This is a genomic window from Bosea sp. (in: a-proteobacteria) (assembly GCA_023910605.1).
In the GTDB taxonomy this organism is placed as follows: domain Bacteria; phylum Pseudomonadota; class Alphaproteobacteria; order Rhizobiales; family Beijerinckiaceae; genus Allobosea.
Genome location: JAAVVV010000001.1, coordinates 3,577,135 through 3,593,868 on the forward strand (window position 1 = coordinate 3,577,135; position 16,734 = coordinate 3,593,868).

Below are 16,734 nucleotides of genomic sequence, written 5' to 3' on the forward strand. Positions count from 1 at the left end.
CGCAGCAAGGCCGGACCCGTGCATTGCGCTCATGCCCTGAACTCGTTCTTCATCTGGCGCAGCTTCGCGAAGCTGGCGGCGGCATCGGCCGCCCCGAGCCGCGCCATCAGCTTGGCCTCGCCGGCGCGGAAGAACGGGTTCGTGGCCTTCTCCTCGCCCACGGTGGTCACGGCCCAGAAATCCTGCGCGGCCGCGCGGCGCTCGGCCTCGGCGGCCCGGGCGGCGATGGCTGCGTCGCCAGGCTCGACCGCCCGCGCGAAGCTGGCGTTGGAGCGGGTGTAATCATGGCCCGTGACCAGCCTGACGGAATCGGGCAGCGCCGCGATTCGGCTGATGGCGCGCCAGAGCTGCGGCGCGGTGTCGCCCGAAAGCCGGCCGCAGCCCATGACGAAGACGACATCGCCGACCAGCGCGATCTCGCCCTCCGCGCACACCCAGCCCAGATGGCCAGCGCAATGGCCTGGCGTCGCCCAGATCGAGAAGGCGCTGTCGCCCAGGCTGACCTCGTCGCCCTCGCCCACGATGCGGTCGAGCTGCACGGCGCGGGCCGCCTCGCGCGGGCCGATCACCTCGCAGCCGGTCAGCCGCGCCAGCGCATCGGCGCCCTGCACATGGTCGGCATGTTCATGGGTGATGAAGAGGTGGCTGACATTCCAGCCCATGGCGATGGCGGCAGCGTTGACCGCGCCGGCATCGGGCGCGTCGACCGCCGCGCACAGACCGCTGGCCCGGTCCCGGATCAGGGCTCCGCAATTGTCGCCGAGGCAACGGAAGGCATGAAGGTCGATGGGCACGGGGCTGCTCCTTCCGACACAGGACCGCCGGCCGGCCGGCAAGCCCGCATATGGGCTTGCACACTTGCGCTTGTCCAGCGCCGGGGCAATGGTGCGCGGCCATGAGCACCGATGTCGTCGATCTGCGCAGCTTTTATGTCAGCCCTCTGGGACATGTCGCCCGCCGCTTCATCGGCCGCGCGATCCTGCGGTTCTGGAGCGACGTGCGCGGCGCGCGTCTGGTTGGCGTCGGCTATGCGGTGCCCTATCTCGCCTTGCTGCGCGCAGGGGCGGAGCGCTCGCTCGCCTTCATGCCCGCCACCCAGGGCGTGGTGAACTGGGCGAGCGAAGGCGGCTCGGCCTCCGCGCTGGTCGATCCGCTGCTGCTGCCGCTGGACGACGCCTCGGTCGACCGCGTGCTGCTCGTTCATGCCATCGAGTCCAGTGAAAACGCTGAGGAGCTTCTCGCGGAATGCTGGCGCGTTCTGGCGCCGGGCGGGCGGCTCATGCTGGTTGCGCCCAATCGCCGGGGCCTTTGGGCGCGCGTCGACGGCACGCCCTTCGGCCATGGCCGGCCATTCTCGCGCAGCCAGCTCGAGAAGCTGATGCGCGCCACCCTGTTCGCGCCAGAGAACTGGGCCGAGGCGCTCTTCACCCCGCCGCTGCAGAGCGCCTCCGTGCTGCGTTCCGCGGCCGTTTGGGAGAAGGTCGGCGCCGGGCTTGGCCTGCCCTTCTCCGGCGTTCATGTGATCGACGCGACCAAGCAGTTCTATCGCCGCAGCCCGGCCAAGAGCCGCCGCGCCTTCGCCCTGCGCCAGATGCTCGCTCCCCTGCCCGCTCCTGCGCCGTCCGCGGGCCGCAGCGCAGCCCCGGCGGCTGCCTGCCGGCTCGGCCTGCCGCTGCGGCATCCTTGACAGTCGCCGCTCGGCCCGCCACATCACCGCGGCGAGCCGACAAACTTCCCGTGCCGCACGGCGTGACGTCGGAGCCCTTGCAGGCTGAGCGACGACATGGCGGACCCGCACCGAAGCCACGCCGCAGCCACAAGGCCGGAATCCTGTCCTGATGAGAAACTATCTCGATTTCGAAAAGCCGATCGCTGACCTCGAAGCGAAGGTGGACGAGCTGAAGGCCATGGCCGCCAAGGGCGACGCCGTGGCCATCGGCGAGGACATCGCCCGGCTCGAAGCCAAGGCCGACCAGTCGCTCAAGGCGCTCTACCAGGCGCTGACGCCCTGGCAGAAGACCCAGGTGGCCCGCCACCCGCAGCGCCCGAATTTCGTCGATTACTGCGCCGCCCTGATCACCGAGTTCACGCCGCTGGCCGGCGACCGCGGCTTTGGCGAGGATGAGGCCATCATCGCGGGCTTCGGCCGCTTCGGGGGCGCGCCGGTCTGCGTGCTCGGCCAGGAGAAGGGCTCGTCCACCGAAACCCGCCTCAAGCACAATTGGGGCATGGCCAAGCCCGAAGGCTATCGCAAGGCGGTGCGCCTGATGGAGCTTGCCGACCGGTTCAGGCTTCCTGTCCTGAGCTTCGTCGATACGAAAGGCGCCTTCCCCGGCATCGAGGCGGAGGAGCGGGGTCAGGCCGAGGCCATTGCCCGCTCCACCGAAGCCTGCCTCGCGCTGGGCACGCCCAGCGTCTCGATCATCATCGGCGAAGGCGGCTCGGGCGGCGCGGTGGCGATCGCCACGGCGAACCGCGTGCTCATGCTCGAACATGCGGTCTATTCGGTGATCTCGCCCGAAGGCGCTGCCTCGATCCTCTGGCATGACGCGGCCCGCGCGCAGGATGCGGCCACCAGCATGAAGATCACGGCGCAGGATCTTTTCCGCTTTGGCGTCATCGACCGGATCATTCCGGAGCCGGCGGGCGGAGCCCACCGCGCCCCGATCGAGGCCATCCAGCGCGGGGGGCACGCCATCGCCTCGGCCCTGTCCGAGCTCGCTGGCCTGTCGCCGGACCAGCTGCGCGACCAGCGCGCCGACAAGTTTCTGGCCATTGGCCGCAAGCTTGGCTGAGGCCCCGGCACCTCGCGGTGCGGGCAGCGGCCTCAGTTTCGCCGTTAACAACTTGTTCACCATGCGGGCAGGTTGTCGCGGGTTGTGGTAAGGGTTCGGCAAGGCTAACGGTTATAGTTGCGCGTATGTTGGGTTCGTCCCGCTCTGGGACGCGCCTGTGGAGTTTCCGTCCGGGGAGTTTCCGCCTTGCGTCTGTTGCCTGTTTCGCTCGCGCTGGTCGTCGGGCTGGCCCTCGCCGGCTGCGAGGAGACGCGCCTGCGCGGAGCTTCCCGCCACAACATCCCGATTCCGAACGCGGTTTATGCCCTCATGTCCGAGAAGGGCATGACCAAGCATTCACCCGTGCTGATCCGTTCCTTCAAGAAGGAGTCGGAGCTCGAAATCTGGAAGATGGCGAGTGACGGCCGCTACAAGCTGCTCAAGAGCTATCCAATGTGCCGCTGGTCGGGCCAGCTCGGGCCCAAGAAGCGTGAGGGCGACCGTCAGGCGCCGGAGGGCTTCTATCACATCACCCCGGCGCAGATGAACCCGAACTCGGCCTTCTACCTATCCTTCAACATGGGCTACCCCAACGCCTTCGACCGCGCCCATGGCCGCACCGGCGCCCATCTGATGGTGCACGGCGCCTGCTCCTCGGCCGGCTGCTACTCGATGTCGGATGACCAGATCGCCGAGATCTACGCCATCGTGCGCGAAGCCCATAATGGCGGCCAGCAGGCCGTGCAGATGCAGGCGCTGCCCTTCCGCATGACGGCCGATAACCTGGCCAAGCATCGCTACGATCAGCACATGCCCTTCTGGCGCAACCTGAAGGAAGGCTCGGACATGTTCGAGGTGGCGGGCGCGGCGCCGGCAGTGTCGGTGTGCCAGGCCCGCTACGCCTTCAATCGCACCGAGGACTGCCGTGAGGACCCGCGCGCGCAGGACATCATCGCCGCAGCGCACGAGAAGCATCGCCAGGATCAGGCGCAGGTCGCGGCTCTGGTGGCGCGCGGCACGCCTGCCGTGCGGCTTGTCTACCAGGATGGCGGCCAGCATCACCAGTTCACCCAGGTGCTCATGAACTCGGGGCCAGATGCGCTCGAACAGAAGACCGCATGGGGCTCGCGCGCCGTGGGCGTCAGCCGCCCTGAAGCTGTTCTGGCGAGCCCGCAGGAGGTCGCGATCGACCCGACGGGCCGCCCCCGCCTCGCAGCCCCGGCAGCCGCTGCTGCTGTCGTCGCGGCCACTCCTGTGCCGCCTGCCGCTGCGCGCGCCGTCAATCAGCCAGCCAACGCCACCGCCGTGACGCGCAGCGCGGCTGCGGCGGCTGCGGCGGCTGCCGCTGACACGACTGCGGCCCAGGCGGCCAGCGTCGAGACGCCGTCCATGCTCCAGCGTGTCTGGTCGCTGAACCCCTTCGCCGCCCCCGTGGCGGAGCCTGCCGCTGCGGCCCCGGTGGTAGCCCAGCCTGCTGCACAGCCTGCCGGTGCCGCAGCGTCCCCGCGCCGGCCGGAAGCCCAGGGCCGCGCCTCGCCGCAGGCCATTGCGCCGAACGCTGCCCAGCAGGTGCGCGTCGCCCAGCGCCCTGCGCCCGCGAGGGACTGATCCGGTGACGTCGCCGACAGCACGCGCATGGGCATCGCCATCGGTGCCCAGCAGGCGGCCCGCCTCCTCGCCAGCGGCCGCAAGCTCAGGAGCCGCGTCGGCTGGGCGCAGCACGACGCGCGCATGAAGACGCTTATCGCGCGCGGCAGGGTCGGGCTCTAGGTTTCGGGCGAAGCCTCAGGCGACCTGCCCGTGGCAGTGCTTGTACTTCTTGCCGGAGCCGCACGGGCACGGCTCGTTGCGGCCGACGCGGCCCCAGCTGGACGGATCGTTGGGATCGCGCTGGCTCTGCGCCACGGCCTCGGCCGGGGCGAACATGGCCGTCTGATCGCCGAGCGGCGCCTGGCCGAGCGCCGGCTGGGCATCGGCCGGCGGCTCCTCGAAACGCACCTCGACGCGCATGACCTGGCCCGTGACCTGCTCGCGCAGCTTGTCGATCAGCCCGTCGAAGAGCTGGAACGCCTCGGCCTTGTATTCGTTGAGCGGATCGCGCTGGGCCAGCCCGCGCCAACCCACCACCTGCCTGAGGTGGTCGAGCGTGACGAGATGCTCGCGCCACAGATGGTCGAGCATCTGCAGCAGCACCTGCTTCTCGACATAGGCCATGACCTCGTCGCCATTGCGCGCGATGCGGGCCGAGTAGTCGTCATCCGCCGCCTTCAGGATGCGCTCGCGCATCTCCTCGTCGGCGATGCCGTCCTCCTTGGCCCACTCATCGACCGGCAGATCAAGGTTGAGATTCTGCAACACCTCGGCCTTGAGCCCTGCCACGTCCCACTGTTCGGGATAGGCGTCGGGCGGAATGTGGTGGCGCACGACATCGTCGACCACCTGGCTGCGCATTTCGTTGATCGTCTCGCGCACGGACGGCTGGCGCATGAAGTCGCGGCGCTGCTCGAACACGACCTTGCGCTGGTCGTTCATCACGTCATCGTATTTGAGGATGTTCTTGCGGGTGTCGAAGTTGCGCGCCTCGACCTTGCCCTGCGCCTTCTCCACCGCCTTGTTGATCCAGGGATGGATGATCGCCTCGCCCTCCTGAAGGCCGAGCTTCTGCAGCATGCCGTCCATCCGGTCAGAGCCGAAGATGCGCATCAGGTCATCCTGCAACGACAGGAAGAACTTCGAGCGGCCGGGGTCGCCCTGGCGGCCAGCGCGGCCGCGAAGCTGGTTGTCGATGCGGCGGCTTTCATGACGTTCGGTGCCGATGATGTAGAGTCCGCCCGGCATGGTCACGGTCTTGGCGGCGCGGGAGCCCTTGGCCGGCTCCACCTCGATCTCCTCGCGCGCATTCAGCACGATCTGGCGGAAGCGTTCGACCTCCTCCTTGATCGCCGCGATGCGGGCCTGCTTCTCGGGCCCGTCCTCCATGCCGGCCGTCTCGGTCTGGATGCGCATCTCGACCGAGCCGCCGAGCTTGATGTCGGTGCCGCGCCCGGCCATGTTGGTGGCGATGGTGATCGCGCCCGGCACGCCGGCCTCGGCCACGATGTAGGCCTCCTGCTCGTGGAAGCGGGCGTTCAGCACGGCGAACTGCCTGGTCGCCTTGCCCTCCCGCGCGGCCTTGTAGAGGCTGTCGAGCGCGTTGGGCTGGGCGAAGTCGAGCTGCTTGTAGCCCGCCTTGACGAGCAGTTCGGCGACCAGCTCCGAGCGCTCGATCGAGGCGGTGCCGACCAGCACCGGCTGCATGCGGGCCGAGGCCTTCTCGAGCTCGACGATGATCGCCTTCACCTTCTCCTCGAAGGTGCGGAACACAGAGTCATCCTCGTCGACGCGCTGCACGGGGACATTGGTCGGGATCTCGACCACGTCGAGCTTGTAGATCTGCTGGAACTCCTCCGCCTCGGTCGCGGCTGTGCCCGTCATGCCGCCAAGCTTCTCGTAAAGCCGGAAATAGTTCTGGAAGGTGATCGAGGCCAGCGTCGCGTTCTCGGGCTGGATCTGGACCTTCTCCTTCGCTTCGAGCGCCTGGTGCAGGCCTTCGGAGTAACGCCGCCCCGGCATCATGCGGCCGGTGAACTCGTCGATGATGACGACCTCGTCATTGCGCACGATGTAGTCCTTGTCGCGCGTGAACAGCGTGTGGGCGCGCAGGGCCTGGTTGAGGTGATGCACGATCGAGACGTTGGCGGCGTCATAGAGCCCGCCCTCGCGGAGCAGGCCGGCCGCGCGGATGATCTCCTCCATCTTCTCCGTGCCCGCCTCGGTCAGCGAGACCTGGCGCTGCTTCTCGTCGAGATCGTAGTCGGCGCGGTCCAGCCGCGGAATCAGCGCATCGAGCGCCACATAGAGGTCGGAGCGGTCTTCGGTCGGGCCCGAGATGATCAGCGGCGTGCGCGCCTCGTCGACGAGGATGGAGTCGACCTCGTCCACGATCGCAAAGGCATGGCCACGCTGCACCATCTGGGCGAAGTCATACTTCATGTTGTCGCGCAGATAGTCGAAGCCGAACTCGTTGTTCGTGCCGTAGGTGATGTCGCAGACATAGGCCGCGTGCCGCTCGGCATCGTCGACGCCGTGCACCACCACGCCCGTGGTCATGCCCAGGAAGCTGTAGATCTGGCCCATCCAGCCCGCGTCGCGACGGGCGAGGTAATCGTTGACCGTGACGACATGGACGCCCCGGCCGGCCAGCGCATTGAGATAGACTGCGAGCGTGGAGACGAGCGTCTTGCCTTCGCCGGTCTTCATTTCGGCGATCGAGCCCTCGTGCAGCACCATACCGCCGATGAGCTGCACATCGTAGTGGCGCTGGCCGAGCGTGCGCTTGGCCGCTTCGCGAACGGTCGCGAAAGCGGGCACGAGCAGATCGTCGAGGCTCTTGCCAGCGGCCAACTGCTCGCGGAACTGGGCGGTCTTGCCGCGCAGCTCCTCATCGCTGAGCTTCGCATATTCGGCCTCCAGCGCGTTGATGGCGTCCACCCGAGGCCGGTAGCCCTTGACGCGGCGGTCATTGACAGAACCGAACAGTTTCTTCGCCAAGGCGCCAAACATGCGTTGTCTTTCTCAAGCAGGCTGCCTCGGGCTGGTCAGCGCCGGCAGGCCTTGAAGGGAGTCTGTTGAATGCGTTGCGCGCACGCATACAGCCGCGGGCCCTTGCGGTCCAGCGTCGTGCCGACATGTGGGGTCTGACACGGCCTCAGCACAAGCCCTGACGCAAGCTCAGGCGCGGCCAATCGGGGTTTGGCCAGGCCTTCCCGGCCGGCTCCAGGGCAAGGCGTGCCGGCGGCCAGGTCTGGCCGACGCCAGACCCTTGCTGACGGCAAGGTGAAGCGCGCTGCGCGCACCGGAGCGCAAGCGCACTTGCCAAGGCCCTTGAGGGCTGGCAGGTGAAACTTACAGCAGATGATCTGCATAGCAACTGAACTGCAAACTTGGCCATCTTGAGGATACGTGATGTCCCACACCGCAATCCGTACTGTCCGCATGTTCGTGTCGGCCGCCATCCTCGGCGCGGGCCTCGCCGCCAGTCCCGTCATGGCGCAGGACAACAAGGTCGTCGCGCGCATCGACGGCATGGACATCACCGAGCAGGAGATCGCCCTTGCGGGCGAGGATCTCGGGGAGCGCATCGCCCAGGTTCCGGCGGCCCAGCGCCGCGACTACCTCATCGGCTATCTCTCCGACCTCAAGATCGGAGCCCGCGCCGCCGAACGCGCCAAGATCACGGAAGCCCCCGAATTCGCCCTGCGCCTCGCCTACTTCCGCCAGAAGGTCCTGATGGACGAGTTCATCGCCCGCCAGTCGAAGATCGCCGCCACGCCGGAAGCGGCGCGCAAACTCTTCGACGACGCCATGAAGACCATGAAGCCGGATCAGGAAGTTCGCGCCCGCCACATCCTGGTCGAGAAGGAGGACGAGGCGAAGGCCGCGCTTGCCCGTGTGCGCAGCGGCGAGGATTTCGCCAAGGTTGCGGCCGAGCTCTCGAAGGATCCCGGTTCGGGCAAGGAAGGCGGCGATCTTGGTTACTTCACGCAGGACCGCATGGTGCCGCAGTTCGGAGCCATGGCCTTCCAGCTCAAGCCAGGCGAGGTTTCCGAGCCTGTGCAGACACAGTTCGGCTGGCACGTCATCAGGGTCGAGGACAAACGCGACCGTCCCCTGCCCAGGTTCGAGGACGTGAAGGGTGAGATCGAGACCTATCTGATGCGCAAGGCCCAGCAGGACATCGTGCTCAGCCTGCGCGGCGACCTCAAGCTCGAGCGGCTCGACCAGCCCAAGCCCTGATCCCGGCGCGGGCTCAGGCTCCGCTTTCACTGCGGGCCGCCATGGCGTGGCGCGCCTTGACCTGCCCGGCCATTGGCGGCATTGCCGGATCGTGATCGCTTCATCGTTCCGGAGTATGCCGCCATGGCTGGCAAGGATGTCCCCGTTTCGCCGCTTGCGCCGAAATCCTATCCCGAAGCGCCCGCCATCGAAGGCGTGACCTTCGCCACGGCCGAGGCGGGCATCCGTTACAAGAACCGCCGCGATGTCTTCATGGCGCTTCTTGCCGAAGGCACCGAGGTGGCGGGGGTCCTCACCACTTCCAGATGCCCCGGCGCGCCGGTCGAATGGTGCCGCGAGGCGCTCAGGGGCGGCAGGGCCCGCGCGCTCGTGGTCAATTCGGGCAACGCCAATGCCTTCACCGGCCTCAAGGGGCGTCAGTCGGTCAAGCTGACGGCCGAGATCGCGGCCAGGGCCGCCGGGTGCAGGCCGGGCGAGGTCTTCATCTCCTCAACGGGCGTGATCGGCGAGCCGCTGGACGCGACAAGGTTCGAGGGCGTGCTCGACGCCTGCGTCCGCGACGCGAGGAACGGGCCCTGGCTCGATGCCGCCCGCGCCATCATGACAACCGACACCTACCCCAAGGTCGCGGTCCGCAAGGCCAGGCTCGGCGGCGTCGAGGTCAACCTCGTGGGCATCGCCAAGGGCGCGGGCATGATCGCCCCCGACATGGCGACGATGCTGTCCTATGTGTTCACCGATGCCCCCATCGCGGCGCCGGCGCTGCAGGCCATGCTCTCGGCCGGCGTCAAGGCCTCGTTCAACGCCATCACCGTCGACAGCGACACCTCGACCTCCGACACGCTCCTCGCCTTCGCCACCCAGGCGGCCGGCAAGCGCGGCGCGCCCCGGATCGAGGCGACGAATGATCGCCGCGCCGCCGCCTTCCGCAAGGCCTTCGACAGCCTGCTGCTCGAGCTGGCGCAGATGGTGGTCCGCGATGGCGAAGGGGCCCGCAAGTTCGTCGGCGTGACGGTCGAGGGCGCCGTCTCCAACGCCTCGGCAAAGCGCATCGCGTTGTCCATCGCCAATTCGCCGCTGGTCAAAACCGCCATCGCCGGCGAGGACGCGAACTGGGGACGCATCGTCATGGCTGTCGGCAAGGCCGGCGAGCCCGCCGAGCGCGATCGCCTCGACATCTATTTCGGCGACATCCGCGTCGCCACGGGCGGAGCGCGCGATCCGGACTATTCCGAAGCCGCCACCACGGCCTACATGCGCGGCGAGGACCTGGCGATCCGCGTCGGGCTGGGGCTGGGGCGCGGCCGCGCCACCGTCTGGACCTGCGACCTGACCAAGGCCTATGTCGAGATCAACGGCGACTACCGTTCGTGAACGCGGCCGGTCCGGATCGGAGCGCCTCCACGCTCTTCGTCGCCTCGCATCTGGCCATCTGCGCCGCCACCTGGGGATCGAGCTTCATCTTCATCAAGCTCACGCGCGGGGAGGTCGATCCCATCACGCTCTCCTTCATCCGCGCCGCCATCGCTGCGACGGCGATGGCGGCATGGGTGATGCTGCTGCGCCAGGTCCCCTGGCCTGCCCGCAGCGAAATCCAGGACTGGCTGGTGCTCGGCAGCGTCAATGGCTGGATTCCGAACATCCTGGTGGCCTTCGCGCTCGAGCGCATGGCGGCGGGGATGGCCTCGATGGTGCAGGCGGCGACGCCGCTGTTCACCGCGCTCTTCGCCCACATGCTGTTCGCCGACGAGCGGCTGACGCGCCAGCGCGTCGTCGGAATCCTGGTCGGGTTTGCCGGCACGCTGCTGCTGATCGGCCCGCGCCTGACCGAGGGCGGGGCCGAGACGCTCGCCGTCATCGCCATGATCGCGGTCGTGGTCTGCTATGGCTCGGGCAACATCTACACGCGCTTTCGCCGCGCCTCCCGGCCGGAGCGGCTGGCGCTTGGCCAGCAGATGATCTCGGCCATGGTGTCGGCCCCGCTGGCGATGGCGATCGCCGGTCCGCTCGCCACCGCCGCAGCGATGCAGGCGCATGGCTGGCCGCTGTTCATTCTCGGCTCGGTCTGCACGGCGCTGCCGATCCTCATCTTCATGCAGCTCATCACGCGCGCCGGCCCCACCAAGGCGTCCATGACGAGCTATCTCGCGCCCGCGACGGCTGTGATGCTGTCCGTCATCGTGCTCGGCGAGACGCTCTCGCCCTGGCAGATGGCGGGCGGCGCGGTCATCCTCGTGGGCGTCGCCATCATCACCCTTGCGCCGGCAGCCCTGCGGCGCGCCTGAACGGAGACGGGCCGTGCTGAAGCTCACTCTCGTCGTCGCCTGCGCCCTCGTCGATGCAGATGGCCGCGTGCTGGTCACCCAGCGGCCCGACGGCAAGCCATTGGCCGGACTCTGGGAGTTTCCCGGAGGCAAGCTAGAGCCGGGCGAAAGGCCGGAAGCGGCGCTGATCCGCGAACTTTCCGAAGAGCTTGGCATATCCGTGCAGGAGCCTTGCCTCGCCCCCCTCACCTTCGCGAGCCATGGCTATGAGGGCTTCCATCTGCTGATGCCGCTCTACATCTGCCGCCGCTGGGAGGGCGCGCCGGCCTCGCGCGAAGGCCAGGCGATACGATGGATCAGGCCAGGCATGCTGCGCAGCCTCGCCATGCCGCCAGCCGACGAGCCCCTGATCCCGGCGCTGATCGATCTGCTGGGTCCGTGAGGGCCTGCGCTCAGCGCCCGCCGCGCATGATGAGCTTGTCGTCGCGCACCTCATAGGAGGCGAGCCGCTCAAGGAAGCTCATGCCGAGCAGGTTGTCGGACAGAGTGCCTGGCCGCGCCACCAGCGCATCCACCCGCGTCTCCACGATCGAGCCGATGGTGACGCGGTCGAGCCGAACCTGCGCAGCGGTGGTGCGCCCGTTGGCCGTGATGACGTTGACGTTGTAGCTCAGCTTTGCAGGCTCAAGCCCCGCAGCGCGCGCCGTCGTGTCGGTCAGCATCACCATGGTCGCGCCCGTGTCGAACAGGAAGCGCGCATCGCGGCCATTGACCCGCCCCGCCAGCACGAAGCTGCCCGGGCCTGCGCGCGCCACGATGACCTCGCCGCCGCGCGCCATCACCACATGGCCCGGCGCGATCTCGGCCAGCACGCGGTTGGCCACGACCTGCAACTCGAAGCGATAGGCATAGGCGGTGACGAGGCCGAGCAGGATCAAGAGCCAGAGCGCCGCATCGCGCGCGGCCTGCCGCCACTTGCCCCTGAACTCGGCCGCGCCCCAACCCAGCACCAGCACCCCGAAGGCCAGGATCGACACCAGCGAGGCGAACATGGAGGGGTCCAGCCCGAGAATGTGCTCGCCCTCGCCGAACAGCACGAGGGCGAGCATCGCGCCGATGAGCATCACGAGGACAACGAGATAGAGCATGTCGGCTGGGGCCTTTCGCGAGGGCATGGGGCAGCGTCCGCAGGGCCGCCCCGGCGCCCTGCCATATGGCGTCGCGGGCGCCGCTTTGAAAGGCCGGGCTCAGGGCGCGAGCGCAGCGGCGAGGCCCAGATAGACGCCTATTTCCGCCAGTTGCTGCGCCGCCCCGGCAATGTCGCCGGTCTGCCCCCCGATCAGCCGCAGCGCCAGCCTGGCAAGCAGCGTGACAAGCAGGCCCGCCAGCGCGAGGCCGGCTGCGAGCCCCGTCCAGGGCAGTCCGGACCCGGCCGTGGCGACCCCGATGATCGCCAGCCCCAGGGCGGCCGCCACGAGCGCCGTGGCGATGGTGGGCGTGCCCACGGCCGCGGCCGCGCCATAGGCCCGCGCGCCCGGCAGCGTGGCGAGGATGCGCACACCTTCCACGCGCGAGGCGACGGCCGCCACCGCGAGCGCGCCCATGGCCGCATCCAGCCCGCCCGTACGCAGGATGGCGGCCAGCGCGGCCACGCGCAGCATCAGCGACAGCATGATGGCGCAGCCCGCGAAGACGCCGATGCGGCTGTCCTTCATGATCTCGAGCCGGCGTTCGGCGTCATGCCCGCCGAACAGCCCGTCGGCGGCATCGCCCAGCCCATCCTCATGGAAGGCGCCGGTGCCGATCACCAGCGCCGCAATCGCGAGCACGGCGCTCAGCAGCGGATCAAGCCGCAGCATGGCCGCGATTCCCAGCATCAGCAGCGCCGGCGCGACGATGACCAGCGCCGCCACGGGCAGGCCTACAGGCTCGATGCGGAAATCGGGCACGGCATGGGGATCGGCCTCGCCCGGCAGGGCAGGCATTGGCAGGCGCGAATAGAAACGCACGCAGCGCGCCACCGCGAGCGCGAAGCGCCGCGGCGTCATCCTGTCCGGGACCGCGGGCTGCGCCGCCTTGCCTGTGCCTGTCATCTCGCGCCTGCCCCTGCCGGTCTGGACGAACCACCGGACATCGTTATAGCAGAAACCAATCCTGCGCCGCGAAGCTGCGGGCATGACACCCCCCGATTCGTTGCCGAAAGACCTCTGCCATGTCGATGTCCGCCTCCGGTCTGCCCTTCGACGATGTCCGTGCGCTGCTGCGCTCGATGCCCGGGCCCGATGAGGACGCGGCGCGGGCTGTCCGCGAGCGCGACCGGGAGCTGACCAAGCCGGCGGGCAGCCTCGGCCGCCTTGAGGAGCTGGCGCTGTGGATGGCCGCCTGGCAGGCCAGGACGAGGCCCAGCTGCGACCGGCCGCTTGTCTGCGTCTTCGCAGGCAATCACGGCGTCGCCGAGCATGGCGTCTCGGCCTTCCCTCAGGACGTGACGCGCCAGATGCTGGACAATTTCGCGGCCGGCGGCGCGGCGATCAACCAGATCTGCGCCGTCAACGATTTCGGCTTCAAGGTCTTCGATCTTGCACTTGAACTGCCGACCGAGGACTTCACCCGCAAGGCCGCGCTCGACGAGAAGGCGGCGGTCGCCACCATGGCCTTCGGCATGGAGGCGATCTCGGGCGGTGCTGATCTGCTGATCCTCGGCGAGATGGGCATCGGCAACACAACGGCGGCGGCGGCCATCTATGCCGCTCTTTATGGCGGCGGCGGCGGCAAGTGGGCCGGCCGCGGCACCGGGCTCAACGATGAGGGCCTCGCGCGCAAGATCCTCGCCATCGACACGGCGCTCGACCTGCACAAGGCCTGCCTCAACGATCCGCTGGAGATCCTGCGCCGGCTTGGCGGACGCGAGATCGCCGCGCTGTGCGGCGCCATCCTGGCGGCACGGCTGCAGCGCATCCCTGTGGTGCTCGATGGCTATGTGGTGACGGCCGCCGCCGCGATCCTGCATGCGCTCGATCCCTCGGCGCTCGATCATTGCGTGGCCGGTCACCTCTCGGCCGAGGGGGCGCATCGCGAGGTCCTGGCGCGGCTGAACAAGATGCCGCTGCTTTCGCTGGACATGAAGCTCGGCGAAGCCTCCGGCGCGGCCCTCGCGGCCATGATCGTCAAGGCGGCGGTGGCCACGCACAACAACATGGCCACCTTCGAGCAGGCGCAGGTTTCGCGCCGCGAATGATCGGCGCCGAGCCGGCGTCAGGGCAAGCGTTCAGGCCTTCGCCAACGCCTCGCGCAGCAGCCGCTCGCCTGCCTCGTTGGCGCACAGAATGTCCTTGGCCTGCGCCAGGTCGGCATGGCCATCGAGGGACAGCACCGTGCCTCCCGCCTCGCGCACCAGCACGATCCCGGCCGCGACATCCCAGCTGTTGAGCCCGCGTTCCCAGAAGGCGTCGAGTCGGCCCGCCGCGACATAGGCCATGTCCAGCGCCGCAGCGCCCATGCGCCGCACGTTCTGGAAACGCGACATCACCGAGCCCAGCTCCTTGATGAACAGCGCATGGCCCGGCTTTCCGATATGGGGGATGCCGGTGCCGATCAGCATGCCGGCGGCTTCGCGCCGGCCGGAGACGCGCAGGCGGCGGTTGTTGACGAAGGCGCCCTTGCCGCGCTCGGCCACGAACATTTCGTCCTTGATCACGTCGAGCACCACGCCTGCCACCATCTGCCCATCGCGTTCCAGCGCCACCGAGATGCAGAAATGCGGAATGCCGTGCAGGAAGTTCGCGGTGCCGTCGAGCGGATCGATATGCCAGCGATGGCTCTTGTCGGGCCCCTCGACGACGCCGCTCTCCTCCATGACGAAGCCATAGCCGGGCCGCGCCTTGTCGAGCGCCTCATAAATGGTCTTCTCGGCCTTCCTGTCCGCCTGGCTGACGAAATCGCCGGGGCCCTTGAGCGAGACCTGGAGATTCTCAACCTCGCCGAAATCGCGCTTGAGATTGCGGGAGGCCTTGATGACGGCGTCGGTCATCACGGTCATCAGGGGCGAGCGGATCATGGTTTTGCTTTCGGACGGCGGACATGTGAGCGGCGGCAGGCGGATGCCTCTCGCGGCCTCCGGTTCACGGCTTGAAGGCCGGGCCCGTGGTTTGCGCCGCAGCGCCCGGTCTCGTCAAGGCGTTTGCGGTCACGTGATCCTGCGCGAAGTCCACCGCCCTCTGGCGCTCCTCCGGGGTGAGGCGCTCGAGTTCGGCGTCCAGCTCCGGATCTTGCAGCCCTTGCGAGCGGGCGGCGATGTGCCATCCGCCGGCGACAATCGGGTTGCGCGGCAGCCAGCGCCCCTGGAACAGCAGGCGCGAGAGCCGGTTCTGCGCGATGGCGTTGCCCCGCGCGGCGGCGCGCGCGAAGCGGTAGGCCGCCGCGCGCTCGTCGCGCCCGATGCCCCGTCCGGTGAACTGCAGGATCGCGAACTCCACCTCTCCGGCGAGCGAGCCGTTGGAGGCGGCGCGCGCCATCATGTCGGCCGCGGCCTCGATGTCCTGCGGCAGGCCCCGCCCCTCGATCATCAGCACGGCCAGCGCGTGCTGGGCATCGCCCACCTCGGCATCGCCCGCGCGCTGCAGCAGGGCGATGGCGCGGGTCAGATCCTGCGCCTCGCCGGTCACCAGCAGCGGCAAGGCGAGGTTGAACGAGGCAAGGCCATGGCCCTGCTCGGAGGCCTGCCCGAGCAGGGCGCGAGCCCTCGCCTCGTCGCGGGGCACGCCCCGTCCGCTCAGGTGGAGCATGCCCAGCGCGAAGCGGGCATTGGGATCGCCGCGGTCGGCGGCCAGCCGATACCATTCGGCGGCGCGGCGGTCGTCCTGGCGCGTGCCCAATCCCTGGATGATCAGTTCGGCCAGAAGCGTCATCGCGGCGGCATCGCCGGCGTTGGCCTCGATGCGGCGGGTGGCGAGCCGGAAGGCGGTGACATAATGCCCGGCCTGATAGGCGCCATAGGCCTGATCGACCTTCGGATCGGCCGAAACAGGCGGCGCGATCCGGGGCGGCACTGCAATTCCCGGCAGGATCGGGCCAGGCTGGACCTGTTGCGCTGACGGCGGGGCGGAAGCGGGCGGCGAGGACTGCGCGGAGGCCCCGGCATGGATCAGCGCCGCGGCCACGAGTGCGGCAAGAGGCACGGCAAGAGGCACGGCAAGGGGCACGGCCCAATTTTTCCGTCGCGCGGTCATGCCGGCTGCTTGCCCCGCGCGGCGATGCGCGCGCGCGCCTCGGACACCGCGGCCGCAGCCGCAGCCGCATCCTCGAAGCACCAGGGGCCGAGGGCCACGAACTCGGACCGCGTGGCGGCCAGGGGCTCGACCGCGCCGGCGGACGCGGCCCAGGCGACGCAAGGCGTCTCGAACACCTCCGCCCACCAGCTGGCCCTGTCAACCAGCGCCGAAAGCGTCATCACCGTGCCGTCGGCTCGCGGCTCGCCAAACATCACGTAATCGGCGCCCGCCTCCCCTGCATCCATCGCGTCATGGCGCGCGGCGAGCCCGCCCGCGCCGACGATCCGCTCGGCCTTGAGCGCCTCGCGCGCCGGCCCGACCAGAAGCGGGGACGCCACGTGCACGCCATCGGCGCCGCCGCGCACCGCCACCTGCGGCGCAGTGTTGACCAGCACGGCCACGCCCGCCTCCTGCGCCAGCGGCGCCAGCGCCTTGATGAGGTTGATCTGGGCGCGCTCCTCGCCCGGCGGCACGTCCAGCAGCAGCGATGCCGGATTGAGCAGGCGCAGCGCGGCCTCGAGCCGGGCGCGGAACGCCGCAGGCTCGGTCAGGACCGGACTGACGAGATAGGTTTCGAACGACATGGCGCGC

15 protein-coding genes are annotated in these 16,734 nt (G+C 69.0%); 8 read left to right on the forward strand and 7 right to left on the reverse strand.

Translation table 11 applies throughout. The features are described 5' to 3' along the window. Positions 1 to 29: 29 nt before the first annotated feature. Positions 30 to 794 (reverse strand): hydroxyacylglutathione hydrolase, encoded by a 765-nt coding sequence (gloB, locus tag HEQ16_17255; GenBank protein ID MCO4055757.1) that lies wholly within the window; start codon positions 792 to 794, stop codon positions 30 to 32. A gap of 101 nt (positions 795 to 895) precedes the next feature. On the opposite strand from gloB, the gene HEQ16_17260 reads away from it, so the two are divergent. From HEQ16_17260 to HEQ16_17270, 3 genes are all read left to right on the forward strand, one after another. Next, entirely contained in the window at positions 896 to 1,687 is a 792-nt protein-coding gene (locus HEQ16_17260) for a class I SAM-dependent methyltransferase (GenBank protein ID MCO4055758.1), read from the forward strand. A gap of 151 nt (positions 1,688 to 1,838) precedes the next feature. Beyond that, positions 1,839 to 2,795 carry an acetyl-CoA carboxylase carboxyltransferase subunit alpha gene (locus HEQ16_17265; GenBank protein MCO4055759.1) on the forward strand — a complete coding sequence of 319 codons (957 nt, stop codon included), beginning with the start codon at positions 1,839 to 1,841 and terminating at the stop codon, positions 2,793 to 2,795. Between the two features lie 186 nt (positions 2,796 to 2,981). After that, positions 2,982 to 4,382 carry a murein L,D-transpeptidase gene (locus HEQ16_17270; protein ID MCO4055760.1) on the forward strand — a complete coding sequence of 467 codons (1,401 nt, stop codon included), beginning with the start codon at positions 2,982 to 2,984 and terminating at the stop codon, positions 4,380 to 4,382. Positions 4,383 to 4,559: 177 nt separating this feature from the next. Here the strand turns inward: HEQ16_17270 and secA are convergent, their stop codons facing one another. After that, positions 4,560 to 7,376 carry a preprotein translocase subunit SecA gene (gene secA / locus HEQ16_17275; protein ID MCO4055761.1) on the reverse strand — a complete coding sequence of 939 codons (2,817 nt, stop codon included), beginning with the start codon at positions 7,374 to 7,376 and terminating at the stop codon, positions 4,560 to 4,562. 402 nt (positions 7,377 to 7,778) lie between these two features. Between secA and HEQ16_17280 the strand changes: the two genes are divergently transcribed. From HEQ16_17280 to HEQ16_17295, 4 genes are all read left to right on the forward strand, one after another. Continuing rightward, complete coding sequence (locus HEQ16_17280) at positions 7,779 to 8,609, forward strand: peptidylprolyl isomerase (protein MCO4055762.1); 831 nt, start codon at positions 7,779 to 7,781, stop codon at positions 8,607 to 8,609. Between the two features lie 123 nt (positions 8,610 to 8,732). Next, positions 8,733 to 9,983: a bifunctional glutamate N-acetyltransferase/amino-acid acetyltransferase ArgJ gene (gene argJ, locus HEQ16_17285; protein MCO4055763.1), complete on the forward strand. Its 1,251-nt coding sequence runs from the start codon at positions 8,733 to 8,735 to the stop codon at positions 9,981 to 9,983. Continuing rightward, the gene (locus tag HEQ16_17290; protein ID MCO4055764.1) at positions 9,980 to 10,894 is read left to right on the forward strand and encodes a DMT family transporter; all 915 of its coding nucleotides are present in this window, start codon (positions 9,980 to 9,982) and stop codon (positions 10,892 to 10,894) included. Before argJ ends, HEQ16_17290 begins: the two co-directional genes overlap by 4 nt. A gap of 16 nt (positions 10,895 to 10,910) precedes the next feature. Next, the gene (locus HEQ16_17295) at positions 10,911 to 11,315 is read left to right on the forward strand and encodes a (deoxy)nucleoside triphosphate pyrophosphohydrolase (GenBank protein MCO4055765.1); all 405 of its coding nucleotides are present in this window, start codon (positions 10,911 to 10,913) and stop codon (positions 11,313 to 11,315) included. Between the two features lie 10 nt (positions 11,316 to 11,325). Here HEQ16_17295 and HEQ16_17300 read toward each other — a convergent pair whose 3' ends face one another. Together HEQ16_17300 and HEQ16_17305 are read right to left on the reverse strand one after the other, a co-directional pair. After that, on the reverse strand, positions 11,326 to 12,048 hold the full coding sequence (locus HEQ16_17300) for a TIGR02281 family clan AA aspartic protease (protein ID MCO4055766.1): 723 nt from the start codon (positions 12,046 to 12,048) through the stop codon (positions 11,326 to 11,328). Positions 12,049 to 12,120: 72 nt separating this feature from the next. Further along, complete coding sequence (locus tag HEQ16_17305) at positions 12,121 to 12,921, reverse strand: adenosylcobinamide-GDP ribazoletransferase (protein ID MCO4055767.1); 801 nt, start codon at positions 12,919 to 12,921, stop codon at positions 12,121 to 12,123. A 164-nt stretch (positions 12,922 to 13,085) separates the two neighbouring features. On the opposite strand from HEQ16_17305, the gene cobT reads away from it, so the two are divergent. Next, positions 13,086 to 14,111: a nicotinate-nucleotide--dimethylbenzimidazole phosphoribosyltransferase gene (gene cobT, locus HEQ16_17310; GenBank protein ID MCO4055768.1), complete on the forward strand. Its 1,026-nt coding sequence runs from the start codon at positions 13,086 to 13,088 to the stop codon at positions 14,109 to 14,111. Between the two features lie 30 nt (positions 14,112 to 14,141). On the opposite strand, the gene HEQ16_17315 is transcribed toward cobT, so the two are convergent. From HEQ16_17315 to HEQ16_17325, 3 genes are all read right to left on the reverse strand, one after another. Next, positions 14,142 to 14,930, reverse strand: a complete 789-nt coding sequence (locus HEQ16_17315; protein MCO4055769.1) for an inositol monophosphatase — start codon at positions 14,928 to 14,930, stop codon at positions 14,142 to 14,144. 64 nt (positions 14,931 to 14,994) lie between these two features. After that, positions 14,995 to 16,101: a sel1 repeat family protein gene (locus tag HEQ16_17320; protein ID MCO4055770.1), complete on the reverse strand. Its 1,107-nt coding sequence runs from the start codon at positions 16,099 to 16,101 to the stop codon at positions 14,995 to 14,997. Further along, positions 16,098 to 16,727 carry a thiamine phosphate synthase gene (locus HEQ16_17325; protein MCO4055771.1) on the reverse strand — a complete coding sequence of 210 codons (630 nt, stop codon included), beginning with the start codon at positions 16,725 to 16,727 and terminating at the stop codon, positions 16,098 to 16,100. The genes HEQ16_17320 and HEQ16_17325 overlap by 4 nt, the downstream gene beginning before the upstream one ends. Between the last annotated feature and the right edge of the window lie 7 nt (positions 16,728 to 16,734).

What these genes read in the sequence shown, in the direction of transcription:
- HEQ16_17320 (MCO4055770.1), bottom strand. Translation starts at nt 16,101, where the DNA reads ATGACCGCGCGACGGAAAAATTGGGCCGTGCCCCTTGCCGTGCCTCTT.
- HEQ16_17300 (MCO4055766.1), bottom strand. Translation starts at nt 12,048, where the DNA reads ATGCCCTCGCGAAAGGCCCCAGCCGACATGCTCTATCTCGTTGTCCTC.
- secA (MCO4055761.1), bottom strand. Translation starts at nt 7,376, where the DNA reads ATGTTTGGCGCCTTGGCGAAGAAACTGTTCGGTTCTGTCAATGACCGC.
- HEQ16_17260 (MCO4055758.1), top strand. Translation starts at nt 896, where the DNA reads ATGAGCACCGATGTCGTCGATCTGCGCAGCTTTTATGTCAGCCCTCTG.
- HEQ16_17265 (MCO4055759.1), top strand. Translation starts at nt 1,839, where the DNA reads ATGAGAAACTATCTCGATTTCGAAAAGCCGATCGCTGACCTCGAAGCG.
- argJ (MCO4055763.1), top strand. Translation starts at nt 8,733, where the DNA reads ATGGCTGGCAAGGATGTCCCCGTTTCGCCGCTTGCGCCGAAATCCTAT.
- HEQ16_17315 (MCO4055769.1), bottom strand. Translation starts at nt 14,930, where the DNA reads ATGATCCGCTCGCCCCTGATGACCGTGATGACCGACGCCGTCATCAAG.
- HEQ16_17305 (MCO4055767.1), bottom strand. Translation starts at nt 12,921, where the DNA reads ATGACGCCGCGGCGCTTCGCGCTCGCGGTGGCGCGCTGCGTGCGTTTC.
- HEQ16_17325 (MCO4055771.1), bottom strand. Translation starts at nt 16,727, where the DNA reads ATGTCGTTCGAAACCTATCTCGTCAGTCCGGTCCTGACCGAGCCTGCG.
- cobT (MCO4055768.1), top strand. Translation starts at nt 13,086, where the DNA reads ATGTCGATGTCCGCCTCCGGTCTGCCCTTCGACGATGTCCGTGCGCTG.
- HEQ16_17280 (MCO4055762.1), top strand. Translation starts at nt 7,779, where the DNA reads ATGTCCCACACCGCAATCCGTACTGTCCGCATGTTCGTGTCGGCCGCC.